The following is an 18118-nucleotide window of genomic DNA, read 5'->3' on the forward strand; positions in this document are numbered from 1 at the left end:
AGTTGTTATTAGAGGAAGAAATCCAGACGGAAATAGATCGGTGCTTCACGCTCGGTCAACGCGTCCGGGCGCTCCAGGGAATGGGCAAAGGTCACGCTGGCGGCGACGTGCTGACCACGGGCAAACAGGTCCAGCGAGTTGCTCGACATGCGCCCGTGCTGATCGCCGTTGTAGCGACCGTTCTGGATCACACCCTGGTCGTAACCGAGGCTGGTGCCGTATTCGGAGAACACCGGTTGCAGCCATTCGATAGTCACCGGACGCGACCAACGCAGATCGTTGCGCCAGTAACCGCCACTGTCACCGGACAGCGACTGGTCCTTGTAACCACGAATCGACGACGAGCCACCAAGGCTGGTGCGCTGCGGGCTGAACAGCACATCTTCACTGCGCTGGCCGGTCATCAGGCTGCTGAAGCTGAACGACTCGCCCCACAACTTGAACGGCTGCAGGTAGCTCAGGGTGGCGGTGTATTTGCGGTAGCGTGCATCAGGCTCGCCGGGGCCGGGATCGTGACTGCCCTGCGCATCGAAGGCACCGATGCCCTCTTGCATGCCGGCGTCAAAGTTGACGAAGGCACTGCCGACACGGCGACCGTGGTTGAAGCCGAACTGCGCTTCGCTGATGCGGTTGCTGCTCAGTTTGAGTTTGCTGTCTTCGATGAAGTTGTTGGTGCGCAGATACGACAGACCCGCGCTGAGCGAGGTCTTGCTGACGGCGTCGCGATGGATCACCCGCTCGGCGCGCAACTGATGGTTTTCGCTGTCGCCAGTCTGTTTGAAGTTGTAGAGGTTGGCGGCGATTTGCGAGCGATATTCGCTCTGGCTGTAGGTGTAGCTGAAGGTCCACCAGCCCCACGGCAAGCTGTAATTGAGCATGGCGTTGTTGGAGGTGTGCTGATGATCCGTCATCGCATCGTGACCGCCGCGCAGGCTCAACTGATCCGCCAGGCCGAGCGGGCTGTCCCAGTCAAACGTGGTGCCCCACTGCTGTTCGCCGGTGCTGCGCTGGCCGTCGTTGTTGCGCGACAGCCCGACTCGCCATGGCTTCTGCGGCGTGTTGGTGACCAGCACTTCGCTGCCGCCGACGTTCTGGCCGGGCGCCAGTTCCATTTTTGCCTGATTCGATGGCAGACGATTGAGCTGATCGACCATCTGCTCGATCTCGCGCAGGTTGACCAGTTCACCGGTGTTGCCGGGAAAGGCCATGGCCAGTTCGCGCGCCGAGAGCTGGCTGTTTTCCGCGCCCTTCATGCCTTCCAGTTTGCCTTCGACCACCAGCACTTGCAGATGCCCGGTGGACAGATCCTGCTGCGGCAGATAAGCGCGGCTGGTGACCAGGCCTTTCTCGATGTAGTGATCGGTGATGACTTTGAGCAGTTCGTTTAACTGCGGCACGCCCAGGCATTCGCCGATATAGGGTTTGAGCAGGCGGGTCTTGTCGCGCTCGGAGAGGCTGTCGGCACCTTTGAGCTCGATATCTTTGATCGGGAAACAGCGGGTATCGGTGGGGGCTGCCGGTTGTGCACGCTTGGCGTCCTTGCCGGGCAGATCCTTGAGTTCCTCAAGGCGTCGCTGCTGCTCTTCGAGCAGGCGGTTCTGGCGGTCACGGATAAGGTCGGTGTCACCGGGAGTGGGAGCGGCGACGGCAATCTGAAGTGGAGACAGGCACAGCAAAGCTACGCACAACCTCGCCACGAGGGCGGGTGAGGACATGTTCGATCCCTCGAGACGAAAGTGACATCAAAATAGTGGCGCGATATTAGATGGCCATCATTTTGACGTCAAACAATCGTTTCGACCATTTGTCGGGTTTGTAACGAGGAATGTACAAACGGGGCCGTTGCAGCCCCGCAATGCTTCTGAGTGGCTTACCCGCGAATACGGTGCTCATCAAAAGCATAATCTTCCTGGCAATCAGCCGAAGGACCTTTCTCCACATTGACGTAATGTACCGTGTCAGCATCAGTAAACTTGTAGGTGTAAACATCAGGCGCAGTGACGCCATTGGTTCTCAGCACACTCTTGCCATTGGTAGCTGTCCAGGTGCCATGCTCGGTTTGCACCTTCTGTGTCTGCTTGGCGTCGCGGAAAAAGGTGATGGAGAACGTACCGTCGGCGTTGAACTGGTTTTTCCAGGACATGAACTGGCATTTACCGTTTTCGTCGCGCTGACCTTTCCATGAACCGACCAGCGATGGGTCAACGACCGGCTTATTAGTGGCGCAGCCAGACAATGTCGCGGCCAGAATAATAAGTGCCAGGGAGAGATTCCGTTTCACAGGGTGTTTCCTTTTTTTCGATAAATTCAGTGCGCTGTGCATGCCGACTCAACTTTTTACGAGCGTGCGCTGCCGAGGCTGAGTAACGTCATAAACATGCTGTTCGCAATGCTCACCGCTGAACTGGAACTCCACCTGGTAGACCTTGCCGCGCTCGGGAGTGAAAACAGTGGTCAGCGGCCCGCAGGTATAAATACCTCCCGTAACCCGGCTGTTCGAATACCCCGAAACCTCAAAGGGCTTACCGGCATCCGCTTGTGCCTCCACTTGCGGGAAGCGCTTGACCGTGGCGCTGTTGGCCACTTCATTGAGTTTGGCGATCCAGCCGAAAACATGGCCCCGACCTGAATCAACGACGGTGCCAAGCACTTCCATGCGGCGGTCAGGATCATCCGCGCGCCGGATGGAAAACTCCACCGGATGGGTGCCACCGGAGGCTTTCATGATGACCTTGGCGTGCTGGTCATCCGTGGCCACTTTGTTCTGGCCCAGTTGAACACCGTCTTTCAGCAGGCTTGGAGAAGAATCCCGAACATTGGAATGGCAGCCTGCCAGCGTAAAAATCACAGCCAGAGGCAGTAATGCGCGTTTGTTCACGGACGAATTTTCTCGATTAAGGAAGGGCGCCAGGAATGGCATCAAAATAGTGGCGCGATATTAGTTGGCCATCATTTTGGCGTCAAACCTTTGTTGGTCAGTGCTCAACACCCAGTCGCGTCGCAACGTCCGCCGGTGCCAGCACGCGACCATCGGCCGCCGTCAATTCCAGCTTGCGAATCGGCTGACGATCCTTTGCATCAACCATCACCGACCCCGGCTCACCCGGCGCGTACATGAATTCTCCGCCCCACTGCGACAGTGCGACGATCACGGTCTGCAAGGCTTTGCCACGCTCAGTCAGCACGTATTCCTTATAGGCCCCGCCGTCGGCGGCTGGCATCGCCTGCAGAATCCCCTGCTCCACCAGCCCCTTGAGGCGGGCGCTAAGCATGTTTTTCGCGATATCCAGACTCTTCTGGAAATCATTGAAACGCCGGATGCCATCCAGCGCATCACGAATGATCAGCAGCGACCACCAGTCACCGATCAGGTCCAGCGTGCGGGCGACCGGGCAGGCATTGCCCTGCAAACTTTTGCGTTTCACGTAAATGTACTCCCTCGAATCAGTGGGCGGCTGTGCGGCTCAGGGTTGCATCATACAACTCTATCGCCGATCGACGGCTGAACTGCGCAAAACCAGCACCTGCATACAAGTAGCCGGAACGCTTTGCACTGATAGTGAATGCCGCCATTCCGGCACTACCGCGAACCCTGAAGCAAGGAGTTTCCATGAGCACCTTCACCACGCAAGACGGCACCGAGATCTATTACAAGGACTGGGGCAGCGGTAAACCCGTGCTGTTCAGCCATGGCTGGCCGCTGGATGCCGACATGTGGGAATACCAGATGGAATACCTGAGCAGCCGTGGCTATCGCACCATTGCGTTCGATCGCCGTGGTTTCGGCCGCTCTGATCAGCCGTGGACCGGTTACGACTACGACACCTTCGCCGATGACATCGCGCAACTGATCAATCATCTGGACCTGCGCGACGTGACGCTGGTGGGCTTCTCGATGGGCGGCGGCGATGTCAGCCGCTACATCGCCCGGCATGGCAGCGAGCGGGTTGCCGGTCTGGTGCTACTAGGTGCGGTGACGCCGCTGTTCGGCAAGAAAGCCGATTTCCCGCAGGGCGTCGACAGCTCGGTATTCGACGGGATCAAGGCCGGCCTGCTGCAGGATCGCGCGCAGTTCATCGCCGATTTCGCCGCGCCGTTCTATGGCACCAATCAAGGTCAGAAAGTCTCCGACGGCGTGCTCACGCAAACGTTGAATATCGCTCTGATGGCCTCGCTCAAAGGCACCGTGGATTGCGTCACGGCGTTCTCGGAAACCGACTTCCGCCCGGACATGGCCAAGATCGATGTACCGACGCTGGTCATTCATGGCGACGGCGACCAGATCGTGCCGCTCGAAACCACTGGCAAACAGGCTGCGGCACAAATCAAAGGTGCCGAGCTGAAGGTTTACGCCGGGGCGCCGCACGGCTTTGCGGTGACGCATGCGCAGGCATTGAACGAGGACTTGCTGGCGTTCCTCAAGCGCTGAAAACTCAGCGCAGCAAAGTCCGTCAACATCCGTTTGACGGACTTTGTGCTCCCCTCAGTCTCAGCTAAGTTTGCCTCGCTACTGTCTCTCCTGCGCACCTTCAGCGCTGCTCAGGAGAGGCCCCCGCCCATGAATTCCGCGAAAGCCGGATGGCTCAACAAAGTACCCGAGGTCACCCTGGCCTTCTGGGTGATCAAGATTCTGTCGACGACCGTCGGTGAAACCGGTGCGGACTTTCTCGCCGTGGACGTCGGTTTCGGCGCCGGCCCGACCAGCCTCGGCATGGCGTTGCTGCTGGGCGGCGCGCTGTTCCTGCAAATGCGCAAAGTCACCTACACGCCGTGGATCTATTGGCTGACCGTGGTGCTGGTGAGCATCGTCGGCACGCAGATCACCGACATCATGACCGACATGCTCGATATCAGTCTGTACGTCAGCACCGCGGTGTTTTCAGTGCTGCTGGCGATCAATTTTGTGCTCTGGTATCGGGTCGAACACAGTCTGTCGATCCGTGAAATCAACACCCCGCGCCGGGAGCTTTTCTACTGGACCACGGTGCTGTGTACGTTCGCCCTCGGCACCGCCGCCGGTGATCTTGCCACCGAAGCACTGGGCCTGGGCTTCACCCTTGGCGCAGTGATTTTCGGCGCACTGATTGCCGCCACCCTGATCGCCTGGCGTATGGGCGCCAATGTGGTGTTGACCTTCTGGGTCGCCTACATCCTGACCCGCCCGTTCGGCGCTTCTCTGGGCGATCTGCTGACCCAGGCGAAAACCTATGGCGGCCTCGGTATGGGCGCGGCCTGGACCAGTGCGATTTTTCTGACCGTCATCGTTCTGCTCGTGGCTGTAGCGCAGATCAGCGTCGGCAACCGCAAAACCCTTACTCAGTAACCTTCAATGTCTATTCGAGGAATCATCATGCGTCCCTTTCAAAATGCCATTCGTCACGTTGCCATCGTCACCTCGATCTTTCTGCTGGGCATCGCCGCAGGCTGCTCGAAACCGGCGGACAAACCGGCGGACAAACCGGCGGGCAGTGCCGCCACGACGTCAATGAGCGCGCCGACGCAATCAGGCTCGAAGCTCGGCGACCTGAGCGAGTTCCGCAGCATCGCCGCCGACGTCGCCGCCCTCGTCGATAAAAACGACTTGCCCGGCGCCAAGGCGCGCATCAAGGATCTGGAATCGGCCTGGGACTCCGCCGAAGCCGGGATCAAGCCACGTGCAGCAAGCGACTGGCACATGCTCGACAAAGCCATCGACCGCGCCCTCGACGCCCTGCGGGCCAGCTCGCCGAAGCAGAGCGACTGCAAAGCGGCGATCGACGACGTGGTCAAGGCATTCGATTCGATGAAAGGTCAATCATGACCGTGCGCTGAGCCGGTGGCGGACAAACGCTGGCTCAGGTGCTTCAATACAGGCGCGACGGTCTCGACCGTGGCGCCTTTTTTGCGGAGCAAGACATGCGGATATTGCTGGTCGAAGACGACCCGATGATTGGTGATGCGATACAGAGCGCACTGGACGATGCGAGCTACGCCACCGACTGGGTGAAAAACGGCCTCACCGCCCTCGCGGCGCTGGATACACAAGCCTACGACATGGTGCTGCTCGACCTCGGTCTGCCCGGCAAGGACGGCCTCGATGTGCTCGACAGCATTCGCGCGCGCAACAATCCTGTGCCGCTGTTGATCATTACCGCCCGCGATGGTCTTGATGACCGCCTGCGCGGACTGGATGGCGGCGCCGACGACTTCCTGCTCAAACCTTTTGCCATGGCCGAACTGCTCGCGCGCATGCGTGCGGTGTTACGGCGCAAGGGCGGCAGCGCGCAGTCGGTGCTGGACAACGGCGTGGTGTCGCTGGACCTGCTATCCAAACAAGCGCGCACCGCCGAGGCGGACGAGGTGCAACTTTCCGCCCGTGAATTTGCCCTGCTGCAAGCCTTGCTGATCCGACCGGGGGCGATTCTGTCGCGCAGCGAACTGGAGGATCGCATCTATGGCTGGGGCAATGAAGTGGAAAGCAACGCGGTGGAGTTTCTGATCCATGCGCTGCGGCGAAAACTCGGTAACCACGTGATCAAGAACGTCAGGGGAATGGGATGGATGGTTTCAAAAAGCGCCTGAACGATTCGGTGCAGCTGCGATTGTCGGTGACGCTGTCCGTTGCCATCCTGATTGTTGCGGTACTGGCCGGGGTCTTTGCGTTTTTCTCCGCGCTCGACGAAGCCCACGAAATGCAGGACGCGCACCTGCAGCAGGTGGCCATGCTGTTTGACCGCCAGCAGATGACCCTGCGCTATCCCGCTGCCGAGCCGTTGGCGGGTGACGATGAGGAATCACGCGTCATCATCCAGTACCTTGCCGACGGTCGCCTGGCGCACGGCAACGACGACAACGTCATTCCACTGCCCTTTCCCGCCACCCTTGCCGATGGCTTGTCGACCGTGAACATTGCCGGTGAAGATTTCCGCGCGATGGTCAGAACCACCGCCCGTGGCGAGCGCATTGTCGTTGCTCAGGAAACCGGCATTCGTAACCGCGAGGCGCGGGAAAGCGCGTGGCGTAGTCTGTTGCCGTTTTTGATTCTGTTTGCCGTATTGCTATTGGTCGTGGGCGATCTGGTGCGCAAGCTGTTCCGCCCCATCGCGGTCCTTTCCGATGAGATCGACCAGCGTGACCAGCAAGCGCTGCACCCGATTGACGAACAACATCTGCCCAGCGAAATCCGCCCTTTCGTGGTAGCCATCAATCGCTTGCTGGGACGCGTCGCGACGTCGATGGAAAGCCAACGCCGCTTCGTCGCTGACGCCGCGCACGAACTGCGTTCTCCGATGACCGCGTTGTCGTTGCAGGCCGAGCGTCTGGCGACCAGCGACATGCCGACGGCGGCTCGCCAGCGCTTGCTGCCACTGACTCAGGGCATTGAACGCAGCCGCCAACTGATCGATCAATTGCTCGCATTGGCGGCAGCGCAGTCGAGCGTGGAGCGGCCACAGACGCACATGTCGGTGCATGCAGTGTTTCGCCGAGTGCTTGAAGACTCAATGCCGTTGGCCGAGCGCAAAAACATCGACATCGGCGTAGAAAGTATTGAAGACGTGCAGGTCTTGATCAATGAAATGGACCTGACGATGCTGATCCGCAATCTGCTCGACAATGCAATCCGCTATACCCCTGAGGGCGGCCAGATCGATTTGTCGGTGACGTGCACCGCAGACGCTGCGGTCGTGCAGATCAAGGACTCCGGACCAGGTATCAGCGCCGAAGAACAACAGCGTGTGTTCGATCCGTTTTATCGCAGTCTGGGCACCGAACAATCCGGCTCCGGGCTGGGTCTGTCCATCGTCAGGGCGATAGCCGAGCGCACTGGCGCTGAAATTCGTTTGAGTTTTACCGATGAAAGCAACCAGCGCGGGCTGTGCGTGACGGTCCACTTCAAATGCGCCTCGAAAACCATCACGTCGTTTTGACATTTTTTTCCCAATTCGCTTCGTAGGGTGCGTTATTCGACTAATCAGGAACCCGCTCATGACCTCTTCCACCCCTGACGAAATGGACGAAGACATCCTTACCCAAGCCGCCGATTGGTGCATGCGCTTGCACGACGATCATTGCCCGTCTGATGATCGCCAGCAATTTCAGGACTGGATTCAGCTCGATCCGCGCCACGCTTTCGAGTACGCAAAGATGCTTGAAATCTGGGATCTTGGCGGACAATTGCCGGAAGAACCCGGGACGGCGAAAAAGCTCCTGACCGGTGATGCATCGATGCACAAAGGCAGTCGCGAAATGTAGGGGCAGGTTTTGCCCCCTCTACTCCCCTTCATAGCGCTCAACCCACCGGATTCAAAGGCTTTCGCCCCTCTGCATCAGAATTTTATCTTCACATCCCAGCTTAATAATATTTTACCGATATCCCCCCTCTCCCTAGTCTGACCTCAAGCAAAACGGACAAGCCAACAGCGGCCCGAATCCCACTGCCTTGCTAGGAAGGATGTAGAGATGACCCCTGAAATAATAAAAACAGACACACTGATCGTGGGTGCCGGCCAAGCGGGCGTGGCGATGAGCGAGCACCTGAGCAAACTCGGCGTGCCGCATCTGGTGCTGGAGCGCAGTCGCATTGCCGAACGCTGGCGCACCGGGCGCTGGGACTCGCTGGTTGCCAACGGCCCGGCATGGCACGACCGCTTCCCGGGTCTGGAATTCGATGATGTCGATCCCGACGGTTTCGCCCCGAAAGAACGTGTAGCTGACTACTTCGAAGCTTACGCAAAGAAATTCAATGCACCGATCCGTACCGGCGTTGAAGTCAAAAGCGTGGTGCGCAATGTCGGTCGCCCGGGCTTCACTGTCGAGACGTCCGAAGGTGTGATCGAAGCCAGCCGCGTCGTCGCCGCGACTGGCCCGTTCCAGAAACCGGTGATCCCGGCGATTGCCCCGCAAGACAGACGTCTGTTGCAGATCCACTCCGCTGACTATCGCAATCCACAGCAACTGCCGCAGGGCGCGGTGCTGGTGGTTGGCGCCGGTTCGTCAGGCGTGCAGATCGCCGATGAACTGCAGCGCTCGGGCAAACAGGTTTACCTGTCGGTCGGCGCTCACGACCGTCCTCCGCGTGCTTACCGCAACCGTGATTTCTGCTGGTGGCTGGGCGTGCTCGGCGAGTGGGACCAAGCGGCGATGAAGCCGGGGCGCGAGCACGTGACCATCGCAGTCAGCGGCGCCCATGGCGGGCGCACCATCGATTTCCGTGGTCTGGCCCATCGCGGCATGACCCTGGTCGGCGTCACCGAGTCGTTCAATAACGGCGTGGTGACCTTCAAGCAGGATCTGCTCGGCAACCTCAATCGCGGCGATGAAAACTATCTGGCGCTGCTGGATGCCGCCGATGCCTACATCGAGCGCAACGGGCTGGATCTGCCGGAAGAACCGGAAGCACGCGAAACCTATCCCGACCCTGAGTGCGTGAAAAATCCATTGGCCGATCTGGATCTGGCCGAGGCTGGCGTCACTTCGATCATCTGGGCCACCGGGTTTGCCGTGGATTACTCGTGGCTGCAAGTCGCGGCGTTCGATGACAAAGGCAAGCCTGTGCATCAGCGCGGCGTGTCGAGTGAGCCGGGGGTGTATTTCCTCGGTTTGCCGTGGCAGTCGCGCCGGGGTTCGTCGTTTATCTGGGGCGTATGGCACGACGCCAAGCACGTCGCCGATCACATCGCCACCCAGCGCAAGTATCTGGACTATCGCGATGCCGAGCAGCGTGAAGCCGCATTGCACTCGGGTACCCACAGCAAAGCCGCCGATACCGTCGACGCTTGATATCCCTCTTTCGCTCCGGCGCCGATTGCGCCGGGGCTCACCTTCTTCAGGAGCTGCACATGAGCAAGCCAACCCACACGCGCATCCGCATGTTCAACACCAAAGACACTTACCCGAACCAGACACTGGACAACGACTTGTGCCAGGCCGTGCGTGCAGGCAACACCGTGTATGTCCGGGGTCAGGTCGGTACGGATTTCGACGGCAATCTGATCGGTCTTGGCGATCCGCGCGCGCAGGCTGAACAAGCGATGCGCAACGTCAAGCAACTGCTCGAAGAAGCCGGCAGCGACATGAGCCACATCGTCAAGACCACCACCTACCTGATCGATCCGCGTTATCGCGAGGCGGTGTATGGCGAAGTCGGCAAGTGGCTCAAGGGTGTGTTCCCGATTTCCACCGGCCTGGTGGTGTCGGCGCTGGGGCAGCCGCAGTGGCTGATGGAAATTGATGTGATTGCGGTGATTCCTGAGTAAGTCAGGAAACCGAGTCGCGGCCTTCGCGAGCAGGCTCACTCCCACAGGGGAATGTATTTCAATGTGGGAGCGAGCCTGCTCGCGAAGAGACCCGCCCAGACACACAAGGAGTTCAATAGATGACCTTTTCAATCGCAGCCCGCTGCGCCGAAACCGGCCAGTTCGGTGTCGCCATCAGTTCCTCCAGCATCGCCGTCGGCGCCCGCTGTCCGTGGCTGCTGCCGGGCGTTGGCGCAGTGTCGAGCCAGAACATCACCCTGCCCTCCCTCGGCCCGGAAGTTCTTGCGCTGATGGAGCAGGGTCTGGCGCCGGACGATGCACTGGACAAAGTGCTCACGCGCAACGGCTACAGCCAGTACCGGCAGATCACCGCGATCAACCACCTCGGCCAGACCGCGCATTTCAGCGGTGCGCAGACCCTCGGCGTGCACAATGCCGTCACCGGCGAACAATGCGTTGCCGCCGGCAACATGCTCGCCGGGCGTTCGGTGATCGAAGCCATGGTCAGTGCCTTTGAAGACGGTGAAGGTCAACTCGCCGATCGTTTGCTTAAAGCCCTGCACGCCGCACAAGCCCTCGGCGGTGAAGCCGGTCCGGTGCATTCGGCCGCTGTCGTGGTGGTCGGTGAGCAGACCTGGCCAATCGTCAACCTGCGCGTGGATTGGGCCGATGAAGACCCGATCGGTCAGTTGCAAAAGCTCTGGGGTGCCTACGAGCCGCAGCTTCAGGACTACATCGACCGCGCCCTCGATCCGGCCAAGGCACCGGGTTATGGCGTGGCCGGTGATGACCGATGAACAGCGTCGAGTTGCTCAAGGCGCTGGTGGGTTTCGACACCACCAGCCGTGAATCCAACTTGCAGCTGATCGAATTCGTCCGCGATTACCTCGAAGGTTTCGACGTGTCGTGCGCGCTGATCTACAACGATGAGCGCAGCAAAGCCAACCTGTTCGCCACGATCGGCCCGGTGGATCAACCGGGCATTGTGCTGTCCGGGCACACCGATGTAGTGCCGGTCGATGGCCAGCCGTGGACGCTGCCGCCGTTCGAACTGACGGAACGCGACGGCAAACTGTTCGGGCGCGGTACGGCGGACATGAAGGGTTATATCGCCTGCGTGCTGGCCTTGGTGCCGGCGCTGGTGCAGGCACCGTTACGCCTGCCGGTGCACATCGCGCTGTCGTATGACGAAGAAGTCGGCTGCCTCGGCGTGCGCTCGCTGCTCAAGGTCTTGCAGCAACGCCCGATCAAACCGTTGCTGTGCATCATTGGCGAACCGACCGAACTCAAACCAGTGCTCGGCCACAAGGGCAAACTGGCGATGCGTTGTGATGTGCAGGGCCATCCGTGCCACTCGGCCTACGCGCCGCTCGGGGTCAATGCCATCGAATACGCCGCCGAACTGATCGGCGAACTGGGGCGCCTCGGCCAACAACTGAAAGCGCCGGAGCATCACGATGCGCGCTTCGATCCGCCCTACAGCACGGTGCAGACCGGTGTGATCAGCGGCGGCAAAGCCTTGAACATCGTCCCGGCCGATTGCCGTTTCGATTTCGAAATCCGCGCCCTGCCCTCACAGGATCCGGCACTGGTTGCTGAAGCATTGAAAGACTATGCCGAGCGCGAAGTGCTGCCGCGCATGCGTGCGGTCAGTGCGCACAGTGATATCCGCTTCAGCGCCTTGTCGGCGTATCCGGGGCTGGCCACTGATGTGCACAGTCAGGCGGCAGAATTGATTTCAGCCTTCTGCGGCTCAAAGGATTTCGGCACTGTAGCGTTTGGTACCGAAGGTGGACTGTTTGATGCGGTGGGGATTCCCACGGTGGTCTGCGGTCCCGGGAGCATGGATCAGGGCCACAAACCCGATGAGTTTGTCAGCCTCGATCAGTTGCAGGCTTGCGATCAGATGCTCCAGCGCGTGCTTGCGTTTATCAGAGCTTGAACCCGGCCCGACCGCCCTCACGGGTGCAGTCGGGCCAGTTCTTCACGGCAATGATCGACAAACAACTGCACCGGTTTGGTCAGTTGCACCCGCCGCAGCCAGGCCGCCGACAATCCCGATCCGGTGACGTTTTCCGCCAGCGGCACGCAGACAACTTGCTGACCGTCGTAGGTGTAGTCGCTGAACGGTTTGGTCACCAGAATCGAAAAGCCGAAACCGTTGCCGACCATGCCGCGCACCATTTCAATCGACGGTGAACTGAAGACGATATTCGGCGTCAGTCCGCGTTCCTCGAAGATGCTCACGAAATAGGTGCGGCTCGGCACCACGTCGAGCAGGATCATCGGTTCCAGCACCAGATCATGCAGCGAGACTTTCGCCTGTTGCGCGAAGCGGTGGCTGGCCGGCAGCAACGCATAAGGCTGTTGCGGCGGCATCAGCGGTGCGGTTTCGATGGTGCTGTCCAGATCGTGCTCGAACATCATTGCCACGTCGATGCTGCCGGCGGTCAGCGCCTGCACCAGTTCCTGCTGTTCGCCATCACGAATACGGATTTCCACCCCCGGCCAACGCGCCTTGAACCCGGCGATCAGACGCGGCAGGTACAGCGGCGCGACGGTTTCAAAACAACCGATATCGATCTGCCCCGCCACCACGTCGTTGTCGGCCAAAGCGTTCTGCTCGAACTCATGGGCGACCCGCAGCAGCTCCAGCGCCTTGCGATAAAAGCGCGAGCCACTGGGCGTCAGGGAAACCCCTTGGGCGTGGTGGCGGATGAACAGCTGCACACCGAAGCTTTCTTCCAGATGTTTGATCGCGGTGGAGACCGAGGGCTGCGCGATGTAGAGCTTGCGCGAGGCCTCGGCAACGCTGCCGCAGTCGGCGGTGGTGACGAAATATTTGAGCTGGCGCAGGTTGTAGGCGGCCATATGAGTCTCCAAAAGAGCGCGAGTGTTCGCCCTGTTTCCCTGGCGCACGATCAGGTTTGAACATACCGGACACGCGCACCAGCCGAAGCATATTTTTTTTAAGGTCTGAAGCAACAAACTTACTAATTTATCTATCCCGACGCTTTGCACATGATCACTTCAACAAGAAATGCGCCGCCCGTGCCGGCGCTTGCCGAAGTACGTCCACGTACTCATCCTTGCCTTGGAGTTCGTCATGGCTACCCCTGCAGCATCCTCCGCTCCGCTGATTGAAAAACACACGATAGGATACGTGCCCCCCGAAGATCGCCACGGAAAGGTCAGGGATCTGTTCACGCTCTGGTTCGGCGGCAACATCGCACCGTTGCCCATCGTCACCGGTGCGCTGGGCGTGCAGTTGTTTCACTTGAATCTGCTCTGGGGCATCGTCGCGATTCTCGTCGGCCATCTGGTCGGCGGCGTGCTGATGGCGCTGCACTCGGCACAAGGCCCGCAGATGGGCATCCCGCAGATGATCCAGAGCCGTGCGCAATTCGGCTCCCTCGGCGCGCTGTTGGTAGTGTTGATCGCCGGCGTCATGTACATCGGTTTCTTCGCTTCCAACATCGTCCTCGCCGGCAAGTCGCTGCACGGTGTGGTCGACAGCGTTCCCGTGCCGGTCGGTATCGTCATTGGCGCAGTCGGTTCGGGAATCATTGGCATCATCGGCTACCGCTTCATCCACGTGCTCAACCGCATCGGCACCTGGGTGTTGGGGATCGGAATCGTGGTCGGCTTCGGCTACATCTTCACCCACATTCAAACCGATGACTTCCTCACTCGCGGCAGCTTCAACCTGTCAGGCTGGCTGGCCACGGTGTCGCTGGCGGCGTTGTGGCAGATCGCGTTTGCGCCCTACGTGTCTGATTATTCGCGTTACCTGCCGGCCGACGTCAAAGTTTCGTCGACGTTCTGGACCACCTATCTGGGTTCGGCGCTGGGTTCGAGCCTGGCGTTCATCTTCGGTGCCGTTGCCGTGCTCGCAACACCGGTGGGCATGGACACCATGGACGCGGTCAAACTCGCCACCGGCTCGATTGGCCCGCTGATGCTGGTGCTGTTCCTGCTCAGCGTGATCAGCCACAACGCCCTCAACCTGTACGGCGCGGTGCTGTCGCTGATCACCCTGGTGCAGACCTTCGCCTACCGCTGGATCCCCACCGCCAAGAGCCGCGCGGTGATCTCGATCATCGTCTTGCTGACCTGCTGCTTCGCCGCTGTCGGCGCCTCGAAAGACTTCATCGGCCACTTCGTCGACATGGTGCTGGTACTGCTGGTGGTGTTGGTGCCGTGGACAGCGATCAACCTGATCGACTTCTACGCAATCCACAAAGGCAAGTACGACATCCAGTCGATCTTCCAGGTCGATGGCGGTATCTACGGCCGTTACAACCCACAAGCGCTGCTGGCCTACGCGATCGGCATCGCCGTGCAGATCCCGTTCATGAACACGCCGCTGTACGTCGGCCCGGTCTCGGCACACATCAACGGTGCGGATCTGTCGTGGCTGGTGGGGCTGCTGGTGACTTCACCGTTGTATTTCTGGCTGGCTAACCGCGACACGTCTTATCGTCGGCGGATGATGGGCGGGAAACTGGCGAGCAGTTTGTGAGATTGATACGCTGAAAATGAAGGCCCGCACTGTGCGGGCCTTATCTATTGCGCTGTGGTATTTGTGTCGGTCTGACGACTGTTGGGTAAGGGATTTCCAATGCTGCGAATACTCGGTAAAGCCTCATCGATCAACGTGCGCAAAGTCCTGTGGACGTGCGCTGAATTGCAGACTCCCTTCACGCGTGAAGATTGGGGTTCGGGGTTCAAATCGACCAATGATGCGCAGTTTCTCGCACTCAATCCTTGTGCCATGGTGCCGGTGATTCAGGACGCAGACTTCACGTTGTGGGAATCCAATTCGATCATTCGGTATCTGGTGTCGCGCTATGATGGTTCGCGGCTTTATCCCCTTGAGTCGATGGCGCGGGCGCGGGTTGATCAGTGGATTGACTGGCAGGCTTCGGAGCTGAATCGCTCGTGGTCGTATGCGTTTCTGGCGCTGGTGCGTCAGTCGCCGGAGCATCAGGACAGCACGGCATTGGCTGCCGGGATCATACAATGGTCGAAGAACATGAAAATCCTCGACCGACAGCTGGATTCAACGGGGGCTTACGTCAGTGGCACTGAGTTTTCTCTGGCGGATATCCCGATCGGGTTATCAGTAAATCGCTGGTTCGAAACACCGCTTGAACATCCGCACTTGCCTGCCGTCAGCGCCTACTACGACCGCCTGAGCCAACGCGACGGCTATCGCCTGTACGGGCGAAACGGCACGCCATAACGCAAAAAACCGCTGATCCCGAATCGCGGAATCAGCGGTTTTAATTTGCCTGAAATAATCAGGCCGGAACGCCCAGAATGATGTGCGAAGCCTTGATCACCGCCGTGGCGCTGACGCCCTTGGCCAGGCCCAGTTCAGCAACGGCATCGCGGGTCACGATCGAGTAAACCTTCGAACCGCCGGCCAGCTCGATGACCACTTCGGCGTTGACCGCGCCATCGGTCACGCTCAGCACTTTACCTTCCAGGCAGTTGCGCGCCGACAGGCGAATGTCGCTGGATTCGGTCATCAGCATGACCCATGGCGCCTTGACCAGCGCGACGGCTTCTTTGCCGACAGCGATGCCGAGGTTTTTGATGCTTTCCATGGTCACGACGGCAACCAACTGCTCACCGCCCGCCAGGGTCAGTACCACTTCGGCGTTGACCGCGCCGGCCTGAACATTGCTGACTTTGCCTTTGAATACGTTGCGTGCACTGACTTTCATGCTGGACGTCCTTTTTTTGACTTTAGAGTTAGGAAACGGCGTGCATCATCAAAGTTGACGCTATATAAAAACAACTACAGCGCTGCGCCCGGTTGTCACGCCTGCACGTAAACCCATGCATCGACTCCAGACTTTAGCAGCACGCTGACGCGTTTGTAGTCCGCCACTTCGTATTGATCCGCCGCCGCCAACTCCCGCACGGTGATCTGGAAAACCGTTCCGACAATCTCGTCCGCCGGGTTGCCGCTGGCCTGCACGATCGGGTGATGGGTTTTGCCGCTAGTCGCCAACACGGCAGGATCGGTGATCTCGACCATTTCCTGTCTGTAGCCGGGCAGACTGTCTGCGCTCCCCTGCAACTCACGGCCGAAATTGGCCAGTTGCACGGCGCGATCCTGCAGAGTGCCGTAGGAAAACAGCCGCACGTTTTGTTGTGTCGAGGTGGTCATGAACTGTCCTTAGATGAGCAAGTCTTCGTAAAACGCGCCAAACGGCCGCGACGGGTGAGCGATCTGGATTTCCAGAATCCACACGCCAGCATGCGGCGCCTGATCGAAGTCCCCCAGATCGCCGCCCCGGTGAATCGCATGAGGAAAATCGCTGACCCGATGGCCCTTGATATTCAGGTTCAGCACCCAGCCCATCGCCTCGGCCTGATCGCTGGCATAGCGATAAAGCTCCACCCCGGAAACACCTTGACGCCAGAAGGCTTCGACCCGATCGAACAGTTCTTTCGAGGCTGCCGCGCAAGCGATCATTTCCGGATCAGAACCGGTGGTGTAAGTCGCGCCCGCATCACCTTCATGGCCCTGCCAGACCACGCCCATATCGATGAAGAAAATATCCTCTTCGCCCAACACCGGATCGCCGTCAGAACGCTGTTTGAAAGTCTTCAGCGTGTTAGCGCCAAAGCGGATAAGCAGCGGATGCCAGATCCGGTCCATGCCCAGTTCAGCGAGGATTTCCTTGCCGCGCGCCGCCGCTTCGGACTCGAGCATGCCCGGTTTGATCACCGCAGCAATGGCGTCGACGGCCTTCCAGGTCAATTGCTGGGCATGGCGCATGGTTTCCAGCACAAACCGTTCGCCGACGGCTTCTTTGCCGCTCAGAACTGCTTTTTCGCTCAGGGCTGTGGTCATTTCCTTGTTCCTCATGGCTGCGCTGTATAGTTTTTTATATTGCGAAACGCCGATAAAGATACAGCCATGACATAACGTGTCAATTACTCTTCTGCCCGCACTACTCCGCGCTCTTCGAGCAAGCGCACAAACATGCTCAGACTGCGCGACACCGTGCCCCGCCGCCACACCAGCCAGGTGGTCAGATAACGAAAGTCCGCCGCCAAAGGCCAAACGCTGACTGTGGCGCTGCCCGGCATGCTCTGCAACATTTTGCGCGGCATCAGCGCCAGTCCGGCGCCGGCGCTGACACAGGCGAGCATGCCGTGGTAGGACTCCATTTCAAAGATCTTGCCCGGCACCGCCGCGTCGGTACTGAACCACTTTTCGAAGTGATGACGGTAGGAACAGTTGGAGCGGAACGCGTAGATATTTTCGCCATTCACATCCGCTGCACGTTTTACGGGGGCATGATTGAGTGGCGCGATGATGACCATTTCCTCTTCGAACGCCGGCACGCCTTCCAGCGTCGGATGCAGCACCGGTCCGTCGACAAATGCAGCGGCCAAGCGTCCGGAGAGCACGCCATCGATCATTGTCCCCGAGGGGCCCGTCGAGAGGTCGAGATCGACTTTCGGATGCAATTGGTTGTACGCCGCGAGCAACTCGGGAATGCGCACCGCCGCGGTGCTTTCCAGCGAGCCCAACGGAAACGCGCCTTGCGGTTCTTCACCCGCCACCGTCGCGCGCGCCTCTTGCACGAGGTCGAGAATGCGCCGCGCGTACTCGAGAAAACTCCACCCGGCCGGGGACAAGCGCAAACGGCTTTTCTCGCGGATAAACAGATCAACGCCGAGATCCTGCTCAAGCTGTTTGATCCGCGTGGTCAGGTTCGACGGCACGCGATGGATCTGCGCGGCGGCGGCGCTGATGCTGCCGTGCTCGGCAACCGCTTTGAAGATTTCCAGCTGCACCAGATCCACAGTTATTCTCCAATCGTGAAAGAAACGATCTTTATTATTCAGTTTCCAGA

Annotated in this window: 21 protein-coding genes; 12 read left to right on the forward strand and 9 right to left on the reverse strand. The window is 59.5% G+C overall.

All coding sequences use genetic code 11. The annotated features are described in order from the left end of the window. Nucleotides 1-8 precede the first annotated feature (8 nt). The 4 genes from L8H52_RS06680 to L8H52_RS06695 form a co-directional block, all read right to left on the reverse strand. The gene (locus L8H52_RS06680; protein ID WP_242206207.1) at nucleotides 9-1715 is read right to left on the reverse strand and encodes a ShlB/FhaC/HecB family hemolysin secretion/activation protein; all 1707 of its coding nucleotides are present in this window, start codon (nucleotides 1713-1715) and stop codon (nucleotides 9-11) included. A gap of 155 nt (nucleotides 1716-1870) precedes the next feature. Then, nucleotides 1871-2281, reverse strand: coding sequence for a lipocalin family protein (locus L8H52_RS06685; protein WP_064117520.1), 411 nt, complete (start codon nucleotides 2279-2281; stop codon nucleotides 1871-1873). A 48-nt stretch (nucleotides 2282-2329) separates the two neighbouring features. Then, nucleotides 2330-2878: a hypothetical protein gene (locus L8H52_RS06690; RefSeq protein WP_242206209.1), complete on the reverse strand. Its 549-nt coding sequence runs from the start codon at nucleotides 2876-2878 to the stop codon at nucleotides 2330-2332. A 97-nt stretch (nucleotides 2879-2975) separates the two neighbouring features. Beyond that, nucleotides 2976-3425, reverse strand: a complete 450-nt coding sequence (locus tag L8H52_RS06695; protein WP_242206212.1) for a helix-turn-helix domain-containing protein — start codon at nucleotides 3423-3425, stop codon at nucleotides 2976-2978. A 185-nt stretch (nucleotides 3426-3610) separates the two neighbouring features. Between L8H52_RS06695 and L8H52_RS06700 the strand changes: the two genes are divergently transcribed. The 10 genes from L8H52_RS06700 to argE all read left to right on the forward strand — a co-directional run bounded on the left by L8H52_RS06700 (nucleotide 3611) and on the right by argE (nucleotide 12177). Next, on the forward strand, nucleotides 3611-4429 hold the full coding sequence (locus tag L8H52_RS06700) for an alpha/beta hydrolase (protein WP_016987065.1): 819 nt from the start codon (nucleotides 3611-3613) through the stop codon (nucleotides 4427-4429). Between the two features lie 129 nt (nucleotides 4430-4558). Next, a complete protein-coding gene (locus tag L8H52_RS06705) occupies nucleotides 4559-5323 on the forward strand; it encodes a hypothetical protein (RefSeq protein ID WP_242206214.1) in 765 nt (254 codons plus the stop codon). A 27-nt stretch (nucleotides 5324-5350) separates the two neighbouring features. Next, nucleotides 5351-5800, forward strand: coding sequence for a hypothetical protein (locus tag L8H52_RS06710; protein WP_242206216.1), 450 nt, complete (start codon nucleotides 5351-5353; stop codon nucleotides 5798-5800). Nucleotides 5801-5895: 95 nt separating this feature from the next. Next, nucleotides 5896-6561, forward strand: a complete 666-nt coding sequence (locus L8H52_RS06715) for a response regulator transcription factor (RefSeq protein ID WP_242206217.1) — start codon at nucleotides 5896-5898, stop codon at nucleotides 6559-6561. Further along, complete coding sequence (locus L8H52_RS06720; RefSeq protein WP_242206219.1) at nucleotides 6537-7907, forward strand: ATP-binding protein; 1371 nt, start codon at nucleotides 6537-6539, stop codon at nucleotides 7905-7907. The genes L8H52_RS06715 and L8H52_RS06720 overlap by 25 nt, the downstream gene beginning before the upstream one ends. Before the next feature lie 58 nt (nucleotides 7908-7965). Next, the gene (locus tag L8H52_RS06725; protein ID WP_242206222.1) at nucleotides 7966-8232 is read left to right on the forward strand and encodes a DUF4880 domain-containing protein; all 267 of its coding nucleotides are present in this window, start codon (nucleotides 7966-7968) and stop codon (nucleotides 8230-8232) included. 207 nt (nucleotides 8233-8439) lie between these two features. Then, nucleotides 8440-9759, forward strand: a complete 1320-nt coding sequence (locus tag L8H52_RS06730) for an NAD(P)/FAD-dependent oxidoreductase (protein WP_242206224.1) — start codon at nucleotides 8440-8442, stop codon at nucleotides 9757-9759. A 59-nt stretch (nucleotides 9760-9818) separates the two neighbouring features. After that, nucleotides 9819-10235, forward strand: a complete 417-nt coding sequence (locus L8H52_RS06735; protein WP_127926852.1) for a RidA family protein — start codon at nucleotides 9819-9821, stop codon at nucleotides 10233-10235. 119 nt (nucleotides 10236-10354) lie between these two features. After that, complete coding sequence (locus tag L8H52_RS06740) at nucleotides 10355-11032, forward strand: DUF1028 domain-containing protein (RefSeq protein ID WP_242206226.1); 678 nt, start codon at nucleotides 10355-10357, stop codon at nucleotides 11030-11032. Next, nucleotides 11029-12177 carry an acetylornithine deacetylase gene (argE, locus tag L8H52_RS06745; RefSeq protein ID WP_242206228.1) on the forward strand — a complete coding sequence of 383 codons (1149 nt, stop codon included), beginning with the start codon at nucleotides 11029-11031 and terminating at the stop codon, nucleotides 12175-12177. The genes L8H52_RS06740 and argE overlap by 4 nt, the downstream gene beginning before the upstream one ends. Nucleotides 12178-12194: 17 nt before the next feature. On the opposite strand, the gene L8H52_RS06750 is transcribed toward argE, so the two are convergent. After that, nucleotides 12195-13106: a LysR family transcriptional regulator gene (locus L8H52_RS06750; RefSeq protein WP_150773892.1), complete on the reverse strand. Its 912-nt coding sequence runs from the start codon at nucleotides 13104-13106 to the stop codon at nucleotides 12195-12197. 235 nt (nucleotides 13107-13341) lie between these two features. Here L8H52_RS06750 and L8H52_RS06755 point away from each other — a divergent pair, with 235 nt between their 5' ends. Then, nucleotides 13342-14757, forward strand: a complete 1416-nt coding sequence (locus L8H52_RS06755; protein WP_242206230.1) for a cytosine permease — start codon at nucleotides 13342-13344, stop codon at nucleotides 14755-14757. Between the two features lie 99 nt (nucleotides 14758-14856). Beyond that, complete coding sequence (locus L8H52_RS06760) at nucleotides 14857-15480, forward strand: glutathione S-transferase (protein WP_242206233.1); 624 nt, start codon at nucleotides 14857-14859, stop codon at nucleotides 15478-15480. Nucleotides 15481-15538: 58 nt separating this feature from the next. On the opposite strand, the gene L8H52_RS06765 is transcribed toward L8H52_RS06760, so the two are convergent. The 4 genes from L8H52_RS06765 to L8H52_RS06780 form a co-directional block, all read right to left on the reverse strand. Continuing rightward, complete coding sequence (locus tag L8H52_RS06765) at nucleotides 15539-15967, reverse strand: TOBE domain-containing protein (protein WP_077573316.1); 429 nt, start codon at nucleotides 15965-15967, stop codon at nucleotides 15539-15541. Nucleotides 15968-16062: 95 nt separating this feature from the next. Continuing rightward, the gene (locus tag L8H52_RS06770) at nucleotides 16063-16416 is read right to left on the reverse strand and encodes a gamma-glutamylcyclotransferase family protein (RefSeq protein ID WP_242206234.1); all 354 of its coding nucleotides are present in this window, start codon (nucleotides 16414-16416) and stop codon (nucleotides 16063-16065) included. A 9-nt stretch (nucleotides 16417-16425) separates the two neighbouring features. Then, on the reverse strand, nucleotides 16426-17106 hold the full coding sequence (locus L8H52_RS06775; RefSeq protein ID WP_242206236.1) for a M24 family metallopeptidase: 681 nt from the start codon (nucleotides 17104-17106) through the stop codon (nucleotides 16426-16428). An 83-nt stretch (nucleotides 17107-17189) separates the two neighbouring features. Next, nucleotides 17190-18068 carry a LysR family transcriptional regulator gene (locus tag L8H52_RS06780; protein ID WP_026000443.1) on the reverse strand — a complete coding sequence of 293 codons (879 nt, stop codon included), beginning with the start codon at nucleotides 18066-18068 and terminating at the stop codon, nucleotides 17190-17192. Nucleotides 18069-18118: the final 50 nt, after the last annotated feature.

The organism is Pseudomonas sp. CROZ-RG-20F-R04-15 (genome assembly GCF_022662375.1).
GTDB lineage: Bacteria > Pseudomonadota > Gammaproteobacteria > Pseudomonadales > Pseudomonadaceae > Aquipseudomonas.